The 19,455-nt window shown below is 50.4% G+C and carries 12 protein-coding genes; 6 read left to right on the top strand and 6 right to left on the bottom strand.

Annotated features, from left to right (window positions below; translation table 11 throughout):
• The first annotated feature begins 84 nt into the window (after positions 1-84).
• The 3 genes from J7619_RS05800 (at position 85) to J7619_RS05790 (ending at position 6,798) form a co-directional block, all read left to right on the top strand.
• Entirely contained in the window at positions 85-1,224 is a 1,140-nt protein-coding gene (locus J7619_RS05800; RefSeq protein ID WP_291195387.1) for a FecR family protein, read from the top strand.
• 165 nt (positions 1,225-1,389) lie between these two features.
• Positions 1,390-4,887, top strand: coding sequence for a TonB-dependent receptor (locus tag J7619_RS05795; protein ID WP_291195384.1), 3,498 nt, complete (start codon positions 1,390-1,392; stop codon positions 4,885-4,887).
• A 15-nt stretch (positions 4,888-4,902) separates the two neighbouring features.
• Positions 4,903-6,798, top strand: a complete 1,896-nt coding sequence (locus J7619_RS05790) for a RagB/SusD family nutrient uptake outer membrane protein (RefSeq protein WP_291195381.1) — start codon at positions 4,903-4,905, stop codon at positions 6,796-6,798.
• 121 nt (positions 6,799-6,919) lie between these two features.
• Here the strand turns inward: J7619_RS05790 and J7619_RS05785 are convergent, their stop codons facing one another.
• From J7619_RS05785 to J7619_RS05775, 3 genes are read right to left on the bottom strand one after another with little or no spacing between them, the layout of a single operon-like run.
• Complete coding sequence (locus J7619_RS05785) at positions 6,920-7,777, bottom strand: sugar phosphate isomerase/epimerase (protein ID WP_291195378.1); 858 nt, start codon at positions 7,775-7,777, stop codon at positions 6,920-6,922.
• Between the two features lie 60 nt (positions 7,778-7,837).
• Positions 7,838-9,214 carry a pitrilysin family protein gene (locus J7619_RS05780; RefSeq protein WP_291195375.1) on the bottom strand — a complete coding sequence of 459 codons (1,377 nt, stop codon included), beginning with the start codon at positions 9,212-9,214 and terminating at the stop codon, positions 7,838-7,840.
• Positions 9,215-9,237: 23 nt separating this feature from the next.
• Entirely contained in the window at positions 9,238-10,560 is a 1,323-nt protein-coding gene (locus tag J7619_RS05775) for a pitrilysin family protein (RefSeq protein ID WP_291195372.1), read from the bottom strand.
• Positions 10,561-10,719: 159 nt separating this feature from the next.
• Between J7619_RS05775 and J7619_RS05770 the strand changes: the two genes are divergently transcribed.
• On the top strand, positions 10,720-11,517 hold the full coding sequence (locus tag J7619_RS05770; protein WP_291195369.1) for an endonuclease/exonuclease/phosphatase family protein: 798 nt from the start codon (positions 10,720-10,722) through the stop codon (positions 11,515-11,517).
• On the opposite strand, the gene J7619_RS05765 is transcribed toward J7619_RS05770, so the two are convergent.
• A complete protein-coding gene (locus J7619_RS05765; RefSeq protein WP_291195366.1) occupies positions 11,504-13,231 on the bottom strand; it encodes a VRR-NUC domain-containing protein in 1,728 nt (575 codons plus the stop codon). The two genes, J7619_RS05770 and J7619_RS05765, sit on opposite strands and share 14 nt — an antisense overlap.
• 299 nt (positions 13,232-13,530) lie before the next feature.
• On the opposite strand from J7619_RS05765, the gene J7619_RS05760 reads away from it, so the two are divergent.
• Positions 13,531-14,721, top strand: coding sequence for a phosphoglycerate kinase (locus tag J7619_RS05760; RefSeq protein ID WP_291195363.1), 1,191 nt, complete (start codon positions 13,531-13,533; stop codon positions 14,719-14,721).
• Between the two features lie 123 nt (positions 14,722-14,844).
• On the opposite strand, the gene J7619_RS05755 is transcribed toward J7619_RS05760, so the two are convergent.
• Positions 14,845-17,286: an outer membrane beta-barrel protein gene (locus J7619_RS05755; protein ID WP_291195360.1), complete on the bottom strand. Its 2,442-nt coding sequence runs from the start codon at positions 17,284-17,286 to the stop codon at positions 14,845-14,847.
• 310 nt (positions 17,287-17,596) lie between these two features.
• On the opposite strand from J7619_RS05755, the gene guaA reads away from it, so the two are divergent.
• On the top strand, positions 17,597-19,126 hold the full coding sequence (gene guaA, locus J7619_RS05750; protein WP_291195357.1) for a glutamine-hydrolyzing GMP synthase: 1,530 nt from the start codon (positions 17,597-17,599) through the stop codon (positions 19,124-19,126).
• A gap of 61 nt (positions 19,127-19,187) precedes the next feature.
• Here guaA and J7619_RS05745 read toward each other — a convergent pair whose 3' ends face one another.
• A complete protein-coding gene (locus tag J7619_RS05745) occupies positions 19,188-19,352 on the bottom strand; it encodes a DUF1328 family protein (protein WP_019940565.1) in 165 nt (54 codons plus the stop codon).
• Positions 19,353-19,455 lie beyond the last annotated feature (103 nt).

Below are 19,455 nucleotides of genomic sequence, written 5' to 3'. Positions count from 1 at the left end.
TTCTATTTTTTGTTAAAATAAATCCTTTCAGAAGTCTATATCCGGGACCGGTTGCGCTCTTGTAGTTTAAACAAGCGCATCTCCATGAAAAGAAAGAGCAACAAGCAGGAACCGAAACCGGATCCGGAACACCTGACCGAAGCGGAAAGAGTGGCTGGCGAAAGGGCGAAACTGCTGTTCAAGACCCTCCGTAACGAAACCTTTTCAGCGGATGAGAAGGATGCACTCTGGAACCAGGTAGAAGAAACGGTCTCTCAGAGAAAGCAAAGATCATTTAACACATTCTGGATCGCTGCGGCGGCTTCGGTGACATTGCTGTTGCTGGCGGGCGTAGGCTACCTGGTGTTTTACAAGAACACCGCCCGCACCATGCAGGAATTCGCAGCCCGCGGTGCGAACGGACCGGACGAAACCCAGCTCATCCTCGGCGATAAACGCGTGATCAGCTTGCGTAAGGAAAATTCCAGTGTCGTTTACAAGGAGAATGGTGCGCTCATTCAGGTTGACTCTTCATCGACAATAGACCAGCAGGTGGCCGGGGATCAGCAGTTTAATACATTAGTTGTGCCTTATGGTAAGCGGTCGGTGCTGACGCTTGCCGACGGGACGCGTATTTGGCTGAACTCCGGCTCTAAGCTGGTATATCCGTCGCATTTCGATAAAAGGCAGCGTGAGGTATATCTTGAAGGCCAGGCATACTTCTCGGTGAAGCATTCAGATGACGTGCCTTTTCATGTCTATACCCGCGATATGGAGGTGAAAGTGCTCGGTACGGAGTTCGATGTAAGTGCCTATGCCGATGACGATTACACTGCTACCGTGCTCGCAACCGGCAGCGTGGAGCTGACGAGCCAGAGCCAATCGCTCTTCGGCTCGAAAAAAATGAAGATCACGCCGGGGACCCGGGCGGTGTACGACCAGCAACGTGCCGCATTGCAAACAGAACAGGTGGATGTGCAGGAATATGTATCGTGGAAGGACGGCTACCTCGTGCTGAATAGCGCACCGCTGACCGAGATTTTAAAAAAACTGTCGCGGTATTACCGTGTTGATATTATTCTAAAACAACCGAAACTCGCGGGTGTGCGATTTGGCGGCACGCTGGATTTGCAGGAAAACATTCGCGATATACTGGAAGCGGTCTCGGTAACTACGGGGCTCGATTACAAACAACAACCTAACGAAAGGAGGTACGTATTGGAGGAAAGCGCTATCAGACCATAAAAAACGGGAAACGCGGCAACGTTTCCCGAATCTTCACACTTGCCGGCAAGCAAGTGATCCTTAAACCATTGTATCAACAAAAGTCAAATCAAATTTATGAAAAAATTTGACCAGAAAGGGTATTGCCCTTTGGGAAAATTGCACCCATCAAAACTGCTGAGAATCATGAAACTGACAGTTATGCTGTTATGGATCGGGATGATGAGCGTGCATGCAACGGGGTATTCCCAGAAAAGCAGGATGGATGTCAAAATCCGGAACGGAAATCTGGGCACGCTGTTCAGGCAAATTCAGGAACAAACCAGTTATCGCATATTTTACAGGGATGATCTTTTTTCGGGAAAGCAGGAGGTCAGTATTACCCTGAACCTGAAAAACGAAACCGTGCCGGCTATCCTGAACGCCGCGCTCAAGGGAACAGATCTGACGTATAAGGTAATAGGTAAGCAAATCGCGATCTACAAAAAGGAAGAAATTGACGGGGCGGGCCCCGTGCCGGGCATTAAGATGCCGGTAGTGCCCGAAACGGTTATCCGGGAGATCACCGGTACCGTTGCCGATGCGAAAGGGAATCCGCTGCCAGGGGCGACGGTGATCGTAAAAGGGACGGATAAAGGTACGTCGGCCGATGCTACCGGGAAATTCACGGTGGAAGCGGAGGCGGGCGACATTTTGGTAGTCTCTTTTATCGGTTATCTCAAAAAAGAGCAAACCGTTGGTGCCCAGACGACGCTCAGCATTCAGCTGGAAGAAGATTTAAATGGATTGGAAGAAATCGTGATCGTAGGTTACGGCTCGCAGCGTAAAGCGACCATTACCGGGTCGATTGCCACGATTACCACCGAAGATTTGAAGCAGAGCCCAACCGCCAGCATTACCAATGCATTGGCGGGAAGGTTGCCGGGGTTGTTTGCGAACCAGTTCAGCGGCGGCGAACCTGGCGTGGACCGAAGCGATATTTTCATCCGCGGTACTGCGACCTATGGAAACAAAGCGCCTATTGTGATCATCGACGGCCTCGAACGGAGCATGGATTACCTGGCCCCTTCGGAGATCGAGACGTTCACGATTTTGAAGGACGCATCGGCGACCGCGCCGTATGGTGTGCGCGGTGCAAATGGCGTGATCCTGATCACAACCCGTCGTGGGAAGGTGCAGGATAAGGCGACGGTGAATTTCAAGGCGTCGGTTGGGGTGAACAGACCTGTGAAGTTTCCAACCTACCTCGGTTCGGCAGACTACGCGATGCTTTACAACGAAGCAAGGAGAAATGATAACCCGGATGCGGACCCGGCTACGTTGAACCTGTTTTCGGACCAGGCTATTGCCGATTTCCGCAAGGCGAAAGGGGATAACTCCGATGGACTGGGTTACAACTGGAACTATTTCGATTATGCATTCAAGCCGGGCGTACAGCATGATTACAGTTTATCTATTAGCGGTGGATCGTTGAGGGCCAGGTATTTTGTCCTGGCCAACTACTTCCAGCAGGATGGTAATTACCGCCATACCGATCTGACGGCCAATAATACCCAGGCGGTTTTCAAGCGCTACAACTTCCGTTCGAACATTGATATCGACATTACGGACAATTTTTACGCTAAACTCGACCTCGGGGCCCGCATTACCGATCGGAACGCACCGGGAACGACTGCCGCCCGCATTGTGGAACTGGCCAATACGCAGCCATCGTACCTGCCCATCGTCGTGGAATCGAACGATGATCCGGCAAACAAGGTTTTTCAGACCAACAACCCGCTCGGAATGCTGTATGGCGACCAGATCTATCGCTTCAACATTCTGGGAGAGCTCAGCCGTACCGGCTTTTTGAATGAGAAAAACACCTATCTGAATGGCTCGTTCTCGCTGGGGCATAAGCTGAACTTTATTACCAAAGGTTTGGCCATTGAAGGAATGTTCTCCTACGACGCCAACGATGGCGGCTGGATCGATCGCAAGGTAGGTACTTATTCGGAGGGTTATCGGGAGTATCCGGGTTATGCCACCTTCGTGCCGACCGCAGGAAGTGACATTTACCGTACACCGGGACATTACATCGGGGCATACAAGTCGGGGAACAAGTACAATATCGATCAGACGATCGGGAACGGGTACAATAACAACAACAACGAAAGCCGCGCCTATTTTCAGGCCAAGCTCGACTATATGCGCAACTTCGGATTGCACGATGTGACGGGAATGGTGCTTTTCAACCGATCGAAACGGGTGATCAACAACCAGGTGCCGTTCAGTTACCAGGGTGTGACAGCCCGTGCAACCTACGGGTACGACGACCGCTATTTGCTGGAAGTCAATGCGGCTTACAATGGATCTGAAAACTTTGCCAAGGGGAAGCGTTACGGTTTCTTTCCGTCGGTAGCAGCCGGCTGGGTGCTCACCAGGGAGCGTTTCATGACCAATACGCAAAACTGGTTGAATAACCTGAAAATCCGTGGCTCATTCGGATTGGTGGGAAGCGACAAGATACCGGATGACAAGCGCTTTATTTACCTGCAATATTTCGGTCGGCGGGATGGCGATTACAACTTCGGCACGGACAACTTCGGCTCGGGCGCGGGTGGCTTCCTGTCGGAAGGTGACCTGGCTAACCCCAACCTGACCTGGGAGAAGGCGCGCAAGACGAACATCGGTATCGATGCTACATTTCTGAAACGCCTCACATTGACACTCGATCTCTTCCGCGAGCACCGGTACGACATTATCACCAATATGGGTGGTGGTAACAAGTTGGGCTTTCCTGACATCGTCGGCAAAGATGCACCGTTCCTGAACTCGGGGATCGTGAATAACAAAGGTTTCGATTTCGAGATCGGATGGACAGGCAGCATTGGGAAGGACTTTACCTATTTCGTTCGTCCGAATATGACCTTTGCCCGCAATAAGATCATTTTTATGAATGAGATTCCCTATGCCTCACCGGGAAGGGCTAACACCGGCAAGCGGATCGACGAGCATTTCGACTACCTGTTCGACCGTTTCGTGGCGAACCAGGAGGAGGCCAATCAGCTGAATGCGATGAACAACGGCAGCGGGTTCCAGTCGTTTGGCACGCTGCGGCCGGGGGATGTGGTGTACAAGGACTTGAATAATGACGGCAAGATCGACGACCTGGGCGACCGCACCGCTGTGGGTAACCCGCGTAACCCGGAACTGATGTTCGGTTTGCCGGTGGGCGGCCGTTTCAAGAACTTCGATTTCAGTGCATTGTTCCAAGGTGCTTCGAGGGCGTCGGTACAACTGTCGGGTGCGGCCGTCTACGATTTCCCGCTTTTCAACCAGGATAAATATGGCAAGGTGAAACCCATGCACCTGAAACGCTGGACTCCTGAAACTGCGGCTACCGCGACGTATCCGGCATTGCATTTCGGAGACCACAGCAACAATAAGAACAATAGCAGCAGCTTGTTTTTGTATAATTCGAAATACATACGCCTGAAAACGGTGGAGGTGGGCTATAATTTGCCTAAAACGGCGATCAAGAAGATCGGGATCGACAGCTTTCGCATTTACGTGCAGGGTATGAACCTGCTGACCTGGGACGGACTCAAAGACGTGGATATGGACCCTGAGACCCGCGAGGGTTCGGGGGATTGGTACCCGATCCAGAAGGTGGTGAATTTTGGCGTCGACATTTCATTCTGATTTAACCTGACTTTTATGAATACCACAAAAATATTGACGAGCATCGCATTCGGCCTGGTAGTGTTGTCGGGCTGTCAGCAGGATTTCCTCGACCGCAAGCCCGATGACCAGGTAGATGCCGAGCAGGTTTTTACCCGATACAATAAAATGAACCAGTTGGTAACCGACCTGTATGACAATGCAAAAGGCTCCAACAGTCCGCTGGTCTTTTTCTCGCACTTCTCGTCAGCACCCGTGACCGACGAGGCAGAGGGCTCGACAGCGGAGGGAAGCCTTACGAACAAGTTCAACACCGGCGACTGGAACCCCAACGCCATGCCCGACCGTAGCAGCCGTGGGCAGTACTGGTGGGATTTATATGCCCGCATCCGCAAAACCAATGTGATCCTGGAAGGTGTAAGAAAATACAATACGCCCGATAACCCGCTGCAAGCCGGCGACCTCGACAAGCGCCTCGGCGAAACCTATTTCATGCGCGCCTACTTCCATTACCTAGCCGCGCGCATGTACGGGGAAGTAGTGTATGTTACTCATACCATTCAACCCACCGATGCGATGGATTTCAAGCAGGAATCTTTCCATGCCATAGCGGCAAAAATCAAGCAGGATTGCGACTCGGCATTTGCATTGGTACCGGGCAGCTGGGGAGGAGCGGATTTTGGCCGGGTGGACAAAGGTGCCTGTCTGGGCCTGAAAGCAATGATTTCCTGGATGGCCGCCACGCCCATGTGGAACGGTGGCACTTTTCCGAACGATACGCGCCAGTTTGCTTCGGAGTATGCTTACAATGTCGATCGCTGGGTGAAAGCCAAAGAAGCAGCCAAGGCGGTTATTGATTTCAAAGTCGATGGTCGCCAGCGTTACAGCCTTTACCAGGGCCACGACGCATCCGATTTTCGTGACGACGCCGGGAATAACAACAATAATTCCAAAGTGCCTGCGCGTCTCTGGGATTTGTATCACGACATGCAGGCATTCCAGAACGAGGCGGTTTTCTTCGTCACCCGCGACAAGGACAACAACTGGCAAGGCGATATTTACCCGCCAAGCTGGGGTGGAAGCTCGCGCCAGATGCCGGTTCAGGAGCAGGTGGATGAATATGAATACATCGCGCCCAATGGATTTGGCTACCCGGTCTACGGCAGTCGTGCCAAAAGCGACGGTTACGACGATGGTAACCCCTACGAAAGTGTGAAAAGAGATCCGCGTTTCTACCGCGACATCGTGTACCACGGTTCTACATTCAAAGGAAAGGTGATCAATACAGCCACCGGCCCGGACAAAATCGGCGCTTCCAACTCATCCACGACCGGCTATTTCCTGCGCAAGATCCTGCGCGAATCCTGGAACCGCGACAAGAGTTTCGCCATCAGCGGACCGCCGGTTTGGCGCTTGCCGGAGTTTATTTACATCTATGCGGAAGCGGTCAACGAATCGGCAGGGCCCAATGCGGAGATTTACCAAATGCTGAACGACGTACGGAAGCGTTCCTTCATGGCGCCGATCCCACCCGAAGCTCAGAGCAACAAGGCATTGATGGACGAGTATATCAAACGCGAAAGACGGGTGGAGCTCTTTTATGAAAACAACCGGATATGGTCATCGAGGCTGTACCTGGAAGCCAGCTCTCAAAAGGAACTCGCACGTGAGCAGGCATGGCAGAGCGCGGGCGCGACCAACGAGCAGCGTTCGCAAGGCTACTGGCCTTATCCCAAAACGCAACGGATGATCAATGGTATGAAGCCCGTTGAAGATCCGAACGGGAAAATAGAAGTGGACGGGAAAAAATACCGCATGCAACGCTATTTCGTAGAAAGCCGCGTGTTCGTAACGCCCAGGCACTATCTCTTCCCGATTATGCAGGACGAGTTGCAGCGCACACCGACCTTGAAGCAGAATCCGGGATGGTAATGTTTTAGGGAGGAAAGGAGGATGTTCAATGTCAGTCTGAGCGGAGTCGAAGACAGTCGGTACGGCAACATGTATTGTGCCATATCGCATTCGCTTCGACTTCGCTCAGCGTGACATAGCCCTACTCCTTAATACTCTTAATATAAGCAATCGTCACAGGAATCTGCTTCAAGTACGAAGGACTCTCATCCTCGATAAAATAATGCTTGATCCCCACTTTCTTAGCAGCCTTCAAAGTCGCCGCGATGTCGATCTGGCCGGTTCCCAATGCTACGTCGTTGGTCGTTGGCGTGCCGCCTGAGAGATCGCCTTTTACTCCTTTTTTCAGGTCTTTCAGGTGCATCAGTTTCCAGCGGGTCGGATATTTCAGCAGCAATTTAGCTGGATCTTGTCCCGGGAATGCGGTCCAGAGAACGTCCATTTCAAAGTTTACATATTCCGGATTGGTGTTTTTGACAATGTAATCGAACAGCGTACCGCCTTCGTAAGGCACGAACTCGTAACCATGGTTGTGGTAGGTGAGCGAAATGCCCGCTTCTTTCAGTTCTTTTCCGGCTTTGTTGAAATCCGCTACTGCTTTTTTCGCAGTTTCGAGGTTGAAATTGCCTTTTTCGTGAGGAATCCAGGCTACCATCACATATTTGGCGCCGAGGATTTTTGCGTCTTTGATCGTCTGCGCAGTGCTTTCGCTGAGCTTTTTGTAGTCGGCACCGATAGAGCGCATGGCGATACCGCGTTTGTCGAGCTGCTTGCGGAGTTCTTCGGTAGTCATGCCGGCGATGGGGCCGCCTTCCATTTCAGTAACGCCAAGGGATTTGATGGTGTCCAGCGTCGCTTCGATGCCTTTGCCCCAACTCCCGCGGAAAGTATATGCCTGTAAGCCGATCGGCGCAGTGTACACTGGCTTACCCTGTGCAAAAAGGTCTCTTCCGCCCAGCAATGCAACCGCCAGACAGCCCAGACCGATTAGTTTTTTCATTGTCATCTCGTTGAATGTTTTAGATAGGTATTGCCAAAAGCAACACCCAGGATTGATATACTAAAACCCGTCGGCCTTGATCTGCTTTTCGCTCAACTCTCCGTATTTTTTGACCTGTTCCTTAATCTCGGAGGCCTTGCCTACGAGCACGAATTGCAGCTTGTCTTTCAGGAAATAGGTTGCAATAATGTTCTTCGCCTGAGCGATCGTCAGTCCGTCGACTTTCGATTGGAAAGTATTAATGAAACTTTCATCGAAATTATACGTGAACATATCCGTCAGCAACCGGGCCAATGCGCCGGATGATTCGTAATCCGGCGGGAAATCGCCCTTCACGTACGCCTTCGCGGATGCGAGGATTTCTTCATTGATACCGGTTTTATGCAAACTATCCAGCACGTTCAGCGCCATGTCGATCGCCGGAACGGTCGTGGAGTTTTTGGTAAATGTGCTGATTCCGAATGTACCCGCATATTTGTACCGGGTAAAACGGCTGCCAGCTCCATAAGTAAGCCCCGAGTTCACACGTAATGCGTCGTTCAGCCAGGAAGTAAACCGGCCTCCCAGAATGGTATTAATGACGACCACGGGCACATAATCCGGTGAATTGTAATCGATTCCCTTGCCACCAATCATGAAAGTGGTTTCGCGGGCGTCGTCTTTGTTTACCAGCAACACCCGGGCTTTGTCAAATTCCAGGTTAGGCGCCACGCGTTTCACCATTCTGGCGGGAGCGGTTTTCCAGTCACCGAACAATGCGGTCACTTTTTTCTTCATATCCGCCGCTTTGAAATCGCCGACGATCGAAATGGCGCCCTTTCCGGTAGTATAATTGCTTTGGTAAAATGCCTTCACCGCCGCCACATCGATTTTCTCGACAGTTGATTTGCTGCCCGTTGTCGGCGTCGCGTAAGGAAAATTGCCGAACAGGAACGCGTTGTAATAGTTTCCGATCACAGAGCGAGGGCTTTCTTTCGCCTGCGCGAGTTCGAGTAGCGTTCGTTGTTTGTGTTTGTCAAATTCGGTGGCATCGAAAACCGGATGGATAAGCACTTGTTGGATCAGCTCAAAAAGCTTCTCCTGATCTTTTACAGCAAATGAAGCTGCAAGGCCTGCGTTGTCTTTGGAAGCATAAGTGGAAAGACTGGCGCCGACGTAGTCCGTCATTTCCTCGATCTGCGCCTTGGTGTATTTCTGCGTGCCGAAGAGCAACGCGTCGGCTGTGAGGTTGGCAAGGCCGTAACGCTCACCATCGTTGATCGCACCGGCATCGAATACGGCCGAAACGTTGATCAGCGGTACCTCGTGCTGTTCCATCAGGTACACCGTCAGCCCGTTTTTAAGTTTGAATGTCTCGTAAGGAGGTACTTTGAAATTATTCTGCGCCTTAGCCGCGAATGCGCATAGGGCGAGTACCAGAATCAGGATATTTTTCATTCCAATTTGAATTTGAATGGCTGTTATTTCGATTTTTCAGGAAGCAGGTAGCCTACGGTGCGGTTGCGCTCGGTGAAGTACTGGGCAGCCACACGTTTGATATCCTCCACCGTAACTTTCTTGTAGTTCTCTGGTGCTTCGAACATCTTTTTATAGTCACCAAAAAACACATCATAGGTCCCTAGGCTATTGGCCTTGCCATTGATGGTTTCCAGCGTATGATAGAATTCCATAAGTTTCTGATTTTTCACCTTCTGCAACTCGGAATCCGTGACACCGTTCTGAATGATCATATCGATCTGTTTTTCAATAGCCTTTTCCAGGTCGGATGCGGAAACATTATCGCCGGCCACACCAAAAATAGCGAACAGGGTTGGGTCGAACCCATTGTCCAGGCCAGCCGAAACACTGGATGCGATGGTCGTATCCATCACCAGCGATTTCACCAGTCGCGACGAATTGCCCGAGCTCAGCAGGCTGCTGAACAGGTCCAGCGCATAGTAATCCGTATGGGCGGTTTCAGGCACGTGATATGCGAGGAGAATGTTGGGCGTCGTAATATCCTTGTAAGTCGTTACGCGGCGCTCGCCATTCTGCGGAGGCTCAATGGTGCGAATCTTAGGTGGCAGGCCTCGCGCAGCCAGTGGCGCCATATATTGGTCGGCCAGCTTTTTGACCTCATCATACTTAATATCACCCACTACCACGACAGTCGCATTATTGGGTGAATAGTAGGTTTTGAAATAGTTTTCCAGGTCTGATTGCGTCCAGCTTTTGATGTCGGATTCGAAGCCGATCACCGGGAACATGTAGGGATGCTCCTGAAAGGCAACGGACTGCACCTGTTCGCCGATCAGCCGGTAGTTGCTGTTTTCCAAACCGGTACTGCGCTCCGAAAGCACCACGCCGCGCTCGCTTTCGACCATTTTCGGGTCGATGGTGAGATGGCCGATACGGTCGGATTCGAGTTTGAAAATCGTTTCCAATGCGTCTTTCTGGAACCAGTCGGTGTAGACGGTTACATTTTCGGTGGTGTAAGCATTGTTGGAGCCGCCGTTGGCTTCCATCACGCGGTCGAACTGTTTCGGACCGTAGTTTTTGGAACCGTTGAACATCATGTGTTCGAAGAAGTGGGAGAGGCCGGTGATACCGTGGACCTCGTTCCGCGAACCGACCTTCCAGAAAAGGTACATATTCGCAGTGGGGATCGAATGGTCTTCCAGGACGAGGAATTTCATGCCGTTGGCCAGCGTGAAAGTTTTCACATCCTCCGGCCTGGTTTGCGCATGCGCGACGCCGAGGCCCGTGAACGCGGCCGCAGCGAATAGGAGTTTTCTTAGCTTCATGAAGCGAGGATTGTTAATGAATGTGTAATGATAATGAAAAATGCCCTTCGGGCTGAAATCTGACCGGACGATATACTTAAATGGGTTATCAGCCGGAATTATTTCCGGGTTTCAAACGCTATTTTTGGCGCATTATTAACCTTAATCTTCGTACCACCGATGAAAAAGCAATTGTTTTCTCTGTTCATTCTCCTGTCCGTCAACGTACTAGCCGGTACGTCGCCCGACCAGCCTGCCAAAAAGCAGCGTTTTAAAGTTATGACCTACAATATCCACCATTGTAACCCGCCGTCGGCCGGGGACAAAATCGATGTGGAGGCTATTGCGAAGGTAATCAATGCAGAAAAGCCCGATTTCGTGGCATTACAGGAAGTGGACGTGAATACCGAACGCTCGGGTAAGGGAAAGAACCAGGCGCAGCAACTGGCTGCATTGACGGGCATGAAATTCTATTTTTCCAAAGCGATCGATCACCAGGGCGGCGACTACGGCGTGGCGGTTCTGACGAAATTCCCGATCGTGGATTCGGCGAAGTTTGCATTGCCTATTCGCCCGGAATTAAAGGAAGAAGATCGCACGATTGCAGCGGTAACGGTGAAATTGCCGGATAACCGTAAACTGATCTTCGCCAGCACGCACCTGGGTTTGAAAGAACCTAACCGCCTGCTGCAAGCCGAAACCATTTTGAAGCATTTCGGCGATACGGAGCTGCCCATGATCCTGGGTGGCGATTTCAATGCAACTCCTGAAAGCCCGGTGATCGCTTATTTCGATAAATATTTTACCCGCTCCTGCACCGAATGCAAGCCGACGATCCCGGTGGAAGTACCTAAAAAGACGATCGATTTCATCATGCACAAGCAGGGTAGCAAATTGAAAAGTGCTAACACGAAGGTAATCGACGAGCAATATGCTTCGGACCACCTGCCCGTAACGGCCGAATTTACATTAGACTAATATTCTCCTTAATCCAGTTCACCCGCACAATACGGCTCTGTACGCCATGCTCGGCGAAGAAATGCTGCCAATGCAGCTGCCGCGACGAAAGGTGGTCGGTAGGGGACTTGATTTCGATGAATGCATAATCATCGTCGTTCCAAACCAGCAGGTCGGGAAAGCCGCGGGTATTTTCGCGGAGGTTCAGCGCCATTTCGAGCATGATCTTGTGGATTTTCTCAGGGCTGAGCAGGGAAGTGAGGGTTAATACCTTTTCCAGTGCGCCGTCATACCACGGCACGAGCACATTGGTAATGCCGTATTTATCCGCAAAAGTCTGTGTCACGAGCTCGTCGATGATCTCGCGCGAATGCGCGGCGGCGAGCCGTTCCTTCAATTGCTCCGACCGTTTGAAATAGAAGTCGGGCAGGAAGAAATCCGACGGAATGCGTTGCAGCGGGTTATGGATCGTCTGGACATTGGTATCATAGATAATATCCCAAAACAGCAATCCGAACAATGCCCGCCACGGCTCGTTTTCGCTGAAAAATGCATTGTAACCCTGCTCCTGATAGTAAGCGATCGCACCGAATTCCACGCGGAAACGATACGAAATAGGTACTTCAATCGCTTCGGCAGCCTTCAAAGCCTGGGTCGTCCTTTTGACGGTCCGGGCTTTTTTGTTTTTGATCTTTTCATAAAAATCGAGGCTGAAAAAGCGCTCGTCGGCATTTTGCGGACTTTCGGCGATTTCCTCGCATAATGCGAGCGCCTCGTCGATTTCACCAAGATTGTAAAGCAGTCGCACGCGCCGCTCGCGGGCGGGGGCGTCGTTGGTGAGCTGGTAAATGGTGAGCGCCTGGGAGAGCATTTTCTTACGTTCCAACCACGCGCTTACCTTTAATATAAATGAATTGAATGAGGGTAATGCCTTGTGGCTAAGACCAGTGCCGCTTGCGGCTTGCCAGTTCATAAACCAGTCGTAGATTTCTTCGGGCGGCAGGTCCTGCTTGATGACGTCGAAAGTTTCTTTCATCAACGATACCATTAATGTATCGTCCGCATCCTTCCGTGTATCGAACTGAATGGACAAATACTGCTCATCAAACGATTGGAACCGCACGTGGCCGAGGTCTCGAACGACAAACTCGGTCATATCGGCGTAGCGATTACCGAAAAAGAGGAATTTCATTAGCATCACCTCCGCTTCGAACGACACTTTCACGACCGGCTCCATTTCGCCGAGCACTTCACAAAGCACCCCAAAATCGTACTCATGCAGCAGCCAGCGAACCAGATCGGGCTTTTTGATGCTTTTGGAAGGCATTACGTCCGGTTCGAGCAGCTTGGTGACTTCGAGCAATTCAGGTTTGGTGAAAAGGTCGATTACTTCCCCGAAACGGCTTTCATGGACTTCGCAAAGCGTTTCGATGAAATCACGTTCGAGCAGTTCGGTGAGTACTGCAGGCATGTCCTCGATTTCTGAGTAGGAGAGGCTGTTGGTACGGAAAAACGATTTGCTGCGGTTGCTGAAACGGATGAAAAGGCATTGCGCATCCTCGGAAAGCGACTCGTAATGGTCCAGGAATTCCAGCTCGCTCTCGTGCAGGATATGTGCGTAGCGCTTGCGTACGAACGCGAGCACGTAATTGAAATATTCGAGATAGTACTTGGGGGGTAAATCCGTGGGGAACACCTGTTCCTGGGCGAACGGATCGGTCAGCTCGGCGGACAAAACGGTTACTTTTTTAGTTGATGAAGAAATAAAGTTACCAAAAAAATGATTGAATGAGTGAATGACTGAATGAGTGAATGACTGAATGAGTGAATAGAGGTTTCGACTGGTGAAAAGAGCAATGTCGGTAGGTGCGGGATGGTTTATATTAAAATTTGGTTAAATCCTGGTTTTATAGAAAAATGAAAGGTAAAAATAGGATTATAGCTATTATGGGCGCCGCCTTTTGTGAAAAGCGTAGTATATAATTAAGAAATTGATTTACATTTGCTCTCTATGGAAAACAATTTTACCTGCCCATGACAACATTAGATTCTTATGATTTTTCAGGGAAAAAGGCCCTGGTTCGCGTGGATTTCAATGTCCCGCTTAATGAAAAATTTGAGATCACGGACGATACCCGTATCCGTGCGACCATTCCTACAATCAGCAAGATTCTTAATGACGGCGGTTCCGTCATTTTAATGTCACACTTGGGTCGTCCCAAGGACGGTCCTACCGAAAAGTATTCCCTGAAACACCTGGTAAACCCGCTTTCCCTGATCCTGGGTAAGTCGGTAAAATTTGCCGACGATTGCATTGGCGCAAGCGCTACTGAGCTCGCTGCTGCATTGCAGCCAGGAGAAGTTCTTTTGCTCGAAAACCTGCGTTTTTATAAAGAAGAAGAAAAAGGTAACGAAGAGTTCGCTGAGAAACTTGCGAAACTCGGCGATGTGTGGGTAATGGATGCATTCGGTACCGCACACCGTGCGCACGCTTCCACAGCCGTAATCGGTAAGTTCTTTACAGACAAAGTTTGCGGTTATGTAATGCAAGCTGAGCTGGATAACGCGGAACGTCTTCTGGAACATTCGGAAAGACCTTTCACGGCGATCATGGGTGGTGCCAAAATCTCCGACAAAATCCTGATCATCGAACGTCTGCTCGACAAGGTGGATAACCTCATCATCGGCGGCGGTATGTCATACACATTTTCCAAAGCGCAAGGCGGAAGCATCGGTAAATCGTTGCTGGAAGCTGACAAGCAGGATTTGACACTCGAACTGATCGAAAAAGCAAAAGCGAAGGGTATCAACCTGGTATTGCCGGTGGATACGGTAATTGCCGATAAATTCTCCAACGACGCCGACCGCAAGGTGGTGGAGGCAGGTAGTATCCCTGACGAATGGGAAGGCCTCGACATCGGTCCAAAAACCGCCGAGATTTTCTCTGATATCATTAAAAAATCGAAAACCGTGCTTTGGAACGGCCCGATGGGCGTATTCGAGTTCCCTAACTTCGCGAAAGGAACCAACGCAATCGCCGAGGCGGTAGTTTCGGTAACGGAAGACAACGACGCATTCTCTCTGATCGGTGGTGGCGACTCAGCTTCTGCGATCAACAATGCTGGTTATGGCGACCGTGTAAGCTACGTTTCGACCGGTGGCGGTGCATTGCTCGAATACATGGAAGGCAAAGTGCTTCCGGGTGTGGCTGCGCTGCAAGCATAAGCATTCACTTTCTTAGGTTTATATCAAAAAAGAAATCCATCCCGCACATCGCGGGATGGATTTTCTGCATAACAAACCTAACTAATTTATGAACGCTGGCCTCGTTCGGCCGGAATTCCACTTTTAATTGCCTCCTGCGCGTTTCTGCAAATCATCCGAACCGGTGTTGCGCTGGCGGGCTCCCTTCACATTCTGGTTACCGAAGTTGTAAGTGAAGGTCAATCTGAACTGGCGGCTAGGCCATTCGGACCGTACTTTGAAATTGATATCCTTGTACACCGCGGTACCATTGAAGCGGTTGGTCCAGAAGATATCGTTTACGTTGAAACGGATCGTCCCTTTTTTGTTCAGGATATTCTTTTGCAGACCTGCATTGATCATCCCCATCGGACGGGCGGCGTACAATCCGTAGAACTGTCTGCTATTATACCATCCGGAGAGCTCAGCGGACCATCCTTTGCCGATCGTAAATTGGTTGCTCGCATACATATTCCAGGATGTCTGCTTGATTTCGAGCTGCTGTTCCAGGTAATATGACTTGTAATGGTTGTATACACCCGTAAAGTTCGCCTGCACCTGCCACCATTTGGTAACCGGAATCGGGAAAGAGATGGTAAGGCTTACATTGTCCTGGTTGTCAAGGTTATCCGACGTTACAAAAGTCTTGTTCTCCGAAGCGATCTGCTGGGGCAGCTCGTCCGCGATCATATCCTTGATGCGGCTGTACGCCAGCGTCGTGTTCAATGCATTCTTGTAAACGTGTACCAGCTGGAACGAATGCGTGTACTGTGGTCTCAGGTTCGGGTTACCGCGTTGGAATGTGTACGGGTCGAGGTAAAACTCGAACGGGTTGAGCGACTGGTAATTCGGGCGGTCGATCCGGCGGCTATACGAAAGGTTGATCACGTTGTTCGTATCAAGCTGGTTCGAAAGGAATACACTCGGAAAGAAATTGATGTAATTTCTGTCGCGTTTCTGGTTCAGCGTGACCGAGTTACCGATCGAATGCGTGTGCTCGGCACGGACGCCCAGCTGATATTTGATTTTCTTCGAAATAGCACCGGCATAGTTCGCATAAGCTGCATTCACGTTCTCGGTGTATTTGAAACGGTTCGAGCGTTTCGGGTCGAATTGCCAGCTGTCAACAAAGGTTTCGAATACCATATCATTATCCGAAGTCACGTAGCTCGATTTCAAGCCGGTCTCGAACTTTCCTTTGCCGATCGTCTGGGTATAGTCCAGTTTCGCCATCGCAATGTTGATGTCCGAAGGCATGTCGTTACGTACCATTTCGGTGGCTGCTTCATCCGGGGTACCGTCTGCTTTGAAGTAGCGGGTATCCAGGTCGCTTTTCTTTTTGCCGCCGTAATGCACGTAGTCGAGGTCGAAAGTCAGTTCTTTTCCTTTGTCGTTGAACTGGTGTTTCAGGTTCAGGTTGGAACTGATATTATTCATCTTGCCGCCGTTGAAAACGTTGGTCCGGAAGGTCCGTTGCAGGCTCAGGTCTTCGTTCAGGATCCGGGTGTTGGTTTGTCCGAAGGGATTGCTCCAATCGTTATAGAACCCGGAAACCAGTACGCCCACAGTGGTTTTATCCGTTGCAAAGTAATCGAGGCCGGCACGCACATTATAGTACTCCGATCGGTTGATGCGCTCGGTATGCTGGTCGAAAATCGTCACTTTGCCGTCGTAAGGAATGGTGCGGTAAATGTCGTTGTTGTTGAATCCTTTGTTATAAAAAGCGCCGCCGCTGATAAACGTGCTGATTTTTCCGGCCCGGTGGTTGAGCGTTCCGGTTGCATTGGCACGACCATATTTTGCCCACGCCCCGCCAAGGTTGATATTGCCATTGGTGCCGTAGTTTTTGTTACGCTTCATTTTAATATTGATGATCCCCGAGTTGCCCGCGGCATCATATTTGGCCGACGGGTTTGTGATCAGCTCGATCTTCTCAATGTTGTCGCTGGGTGTGTTGCGTAGGAGCGTGATGAGTTCCTGTTGAGACAAAAAGGTCTGTTTCCCGTCTATCTGAACGATCACCCCTTCCTTGCCGCGCAGCTTCAATTGCTCGTTCTGCTGGTCGACCGTCACGCCGGGAGCGCGTTCGAGCACTTCCAATGCGGTAGCGCCGGCTGAAACAATGCTGTTTTCCACGTTCACAACCGTCCGGTCGATTTCCTGTTCGATGAATGGCTTTTTCGCTACGACTGTCACCTCGCTCAGTGATTTGATATCCGATTTCAGACTGACAGTGGGAAGGTTTACGGGAGCGTCTTTTACATGAAACACCTCGCTGTATGCTTTCTGGTAACCAACCATCGATATCAGGGTAAGGTATTTGCCTGCTGCTACCTGGTCGAATGCAAATTTGCCCTGCTCGTCGGCCGCGAGCCCTTTTACAAGCACCGAATCTTTGGCTTGCAACAGGAGAACGTTCACAAACGGGAATGGTTGCGACTTTTCATCAAGCACCGCGCCGGTGACTTTTCCTTTTCCGGTAAGAGGCTGGGGAGCTTGTGCGTGCACAAAGCCGGTTCCCAGCAACAGCGCTGCAGTTAGGTTCATTAAGATTTTCATGGCTAATAGTTAAAAGTTCAGCGTACCCGGGGTGAGTTGTTCCATTAGGTACACTGCAAAGATAGGTACTTGGTATAACATAGAACCTTTGATTACATAAAAGGCGTGTATGTTATATAAGTGGTGTGTGTCTATCTTTCGGCTTATAGATACAAAGGGATAAAAGGAAGTTGCATATCGGCTGGAAAAAAGTTTAAACGGTTAAATAGCTATTTGAACGATCAAAGCGGCGAAGTTTCAACTTCGTTTTTTGCTTTTCACCCAATCTCCCTACCTTTGCGTTTTAGATAGCATATATATGACTGAACAAATTCTGATTTTAGATTTTGGCTCACAGTACACCCAGTTAATTGCACGCAGAGTTCGCGAACTGAACGTTTATTGTGAAATCCACCCATACAACAACTTCCCCGAACTCACTCCCAACGTCAAAGGTGTCATTCTCTCAGGTAGCCCCTGTTCGGTGAGGGACGAGGATTCTCCCCGGGTCGATCTCGACAAATTCCGCAAAATATTGCCTCTTTTGGGTGTATGCTATGGCGCACAATTGCTCGCACAGGAACTTGGCGGCGATGTGAAGCCTTCGCAGCACCGCGAATACGGCCGTGCGAAGCTGGAAATCGATGATACCGATTCTTCATTGCTGGCCGGTTTGTCGGAGTCGTCACAGGTGTGGATGTCGCATGGTGACACGATCGTTCGCGCACCGCAGAACTTCCACGTGATCGCTTCAACGGAGTCGGTGAAGGTCGCCGCATTTAAGGTGGAAGATGAACTGACATATGGTATTCAGTTCCACCCGGAGGTTACGCATACGACCGAGGGTAAAAAACTCCTGCATAACTTCGTCGTGAATATTTGCGGCTGCAAGCAGGACTGGACTTCTGAATCTTTTGTAGAACATACGATCGAACAGCTTCGTCAGAAGCTCGGCAACGACAAAGTGGTAATGGCATTGTCGGGTGGTGTGGATTCAACAGTGGCTGCTACGCTGGTACACCACGCGATCGGCCAGAATTTGTATTGTATTTTCGTAGATAACGGGCTGCTGCGTAAGGATGAGTTCGAGCAAGTGCTGCATTCTTACCAGGATATGGGCCTTAATATTAAAGGTGTAGATTCTAAATCACACTTTTACCAACAGCTCGACGGCCTGAGCGATCCCGAAGCGAAACGCAAGGCGATCGGAAAGTCGTTTATCGATATTTTCGACCAGGAAGCGCATTTGATCGAAGACGTGAAATGGCTCGGTCAGGGTACCATTTATCCCGACGTGATCGAATCCGTTTCGGTAAAAGGCCCTTCGGCGACGATCAAATCGCACCACAACGTGGGTGGTTTGCCTGATTTCATGAAGCTGAAAGTAGTAGAGCCGCTGAATACTTTGTTCAAAGACGAGGTGCGGGCGGTTGGACGTACACTGGGTATCGACGAGAAAATTCTCAGCCGTCACCCGTTCCCGGGCCCAGGCCTTGCGATCCGTATCCTCGGTGAAATCACAGCGGAGAAGGTCGCTATCCTTCAAGAAGTAGATGCGATCTTCATCGGCGGTCTCCGCAAATGGGATCTTTACAAAGACGTTTGGCAGGCGGGTGCCATGCTCCTTCCCGTGCAGAGCGTAGGGGTAATGGGCGACGAGCGTACGTACGAGCGTGTAGTTGCGCTGCGCGCGGTGACGTCCGTCGACGGTATGACCGCCGACTGGGCACATTTGCCCTACGATTTCCTAGCGGAAGTTTCCAATGACATTATCAACAAGGTAAAAGGAGTGAACAGGGTCGTTTACGACATCTCTTCAAAGCCGCCGGCTACCATCGAATGGGAATAAGGCATACGAAAAAAGCGGACACCGAGTCCGCTTTTTTCATTTGTTGTATTTCCGGAAGTCGTCAGGATCGCCCGACTCCGCGGCTTAATAAGCTTAACACGAAGAGAACGAGGAATACGAAGAAAAGAATTTTAGCAATGCCTGCTGCGCCTGCCGCTATACCACCGAATCCGAGGATCCCGGCCACGATAGCGATGATGAGAAATATGACGGTCCATCTAAGCATGATTGACAAATATTTAGGTTCTTAATTATTGATTTCTGAACCAATAATTACCAACACTATGCCAGAAGCATAAATGCGCCCTCAATGCCCTAAACTGCTGTTT

Source organism: Dyadobacter sp. (assembly GCF_017744695.1).
Lineage (GTDB): Bacteria > Bacteroidota > Bacteroidia > Cytophagales > Spirosomataceae > Dyadobacter.
Note: the sequence above shows the minus strand (reverse complement) of the source record. Positions and strands in the feature narration are given on the sequence as shown.

What these genes read in the sequence shown, in the direction of transcription:
- J7619_RS05795 (WP_291195384.1), top strand. Translation starts at nt 1,390, where the DNA reads ATGAAACTGACAGTTATGCTGTTATGGATCGGGATGATGAGCGTGCAT.
- guaA (WP_291195357.1), top strand. Translation starts at nt 17,597, where the DNA reads ATGACTGAACAAATTCTGATTTTAGATTTTGGCTCACAGTACACCCAG.
- J7619_RS05790 (WP_291195381.1), top strand. Translation starts at nt 4,903, where the DNA reads ATGAATACCACAAAAATATTGACGAGCATCGCATTCGGCCTGGTAGTG.
- J7619_RS05780 (WP_291195375.1), bottom strand. Translation starts at nt 9,214, where the DNA reads ATGAAAAATATCCTGATTCTGGTACTCGCCCTATGCGCATTCGCGGCT.
- J7619_RS05745 (WP_019940565.1), bottom strand. Translation starts at nt 19,352, where the DNA reads ATGCTTAGATGGACCGTCATATTTCTCATCATCGCTATCGTGGCCGGG.
- J7619_RS05785 (WP_291195378.1), bottom strand. Translation starts at nt 7,777, where the DNA reads ATGAAAAAACTAATCGGTCTGGGCTGTCTGGCGGTTGCATTGCTGGGC.
- J7619_RS05775 (WP_291195372.1), bottom strand. Translation starts at nt 10,560, where the DNA reads ATGAAGCTAAGAAAACTCCTATTCGCTGCGGCCGCGTTCACGGGCCTC.
- J7619_RS05800 (WP_291195387.1), top strand. Translation starts at nt 85, where the DNA reads ATGAAAAGAAAGAGCAACAAGCAGGAACCGAAACCGGATCCGGAACAC.
- J7619_RS05760 (WP_291195363.1), top strand. Translation starts at nt 13,531, where the DNA reads ATGACAACATTAGATTCTTATGATTTTTCAGGGAAAAAGGCCCTGGTT.
- J7619_RS05755 (WP_291195360.1), bottom strand. Translation starts at nt 17,286, where the DNA reads ATGAACCTAACTGCAGCGCTGTTGCTGGGAACCGGCTTTGTGCACGCA.
- J7619_RS05770 (WP_291195369.1), top strand. Translation starts at nt 10,720, where the DNA reads ATGAAAAAGCAATTGTTTTCTCTGTTCATTCTCCTGTCCGTCAACGTA.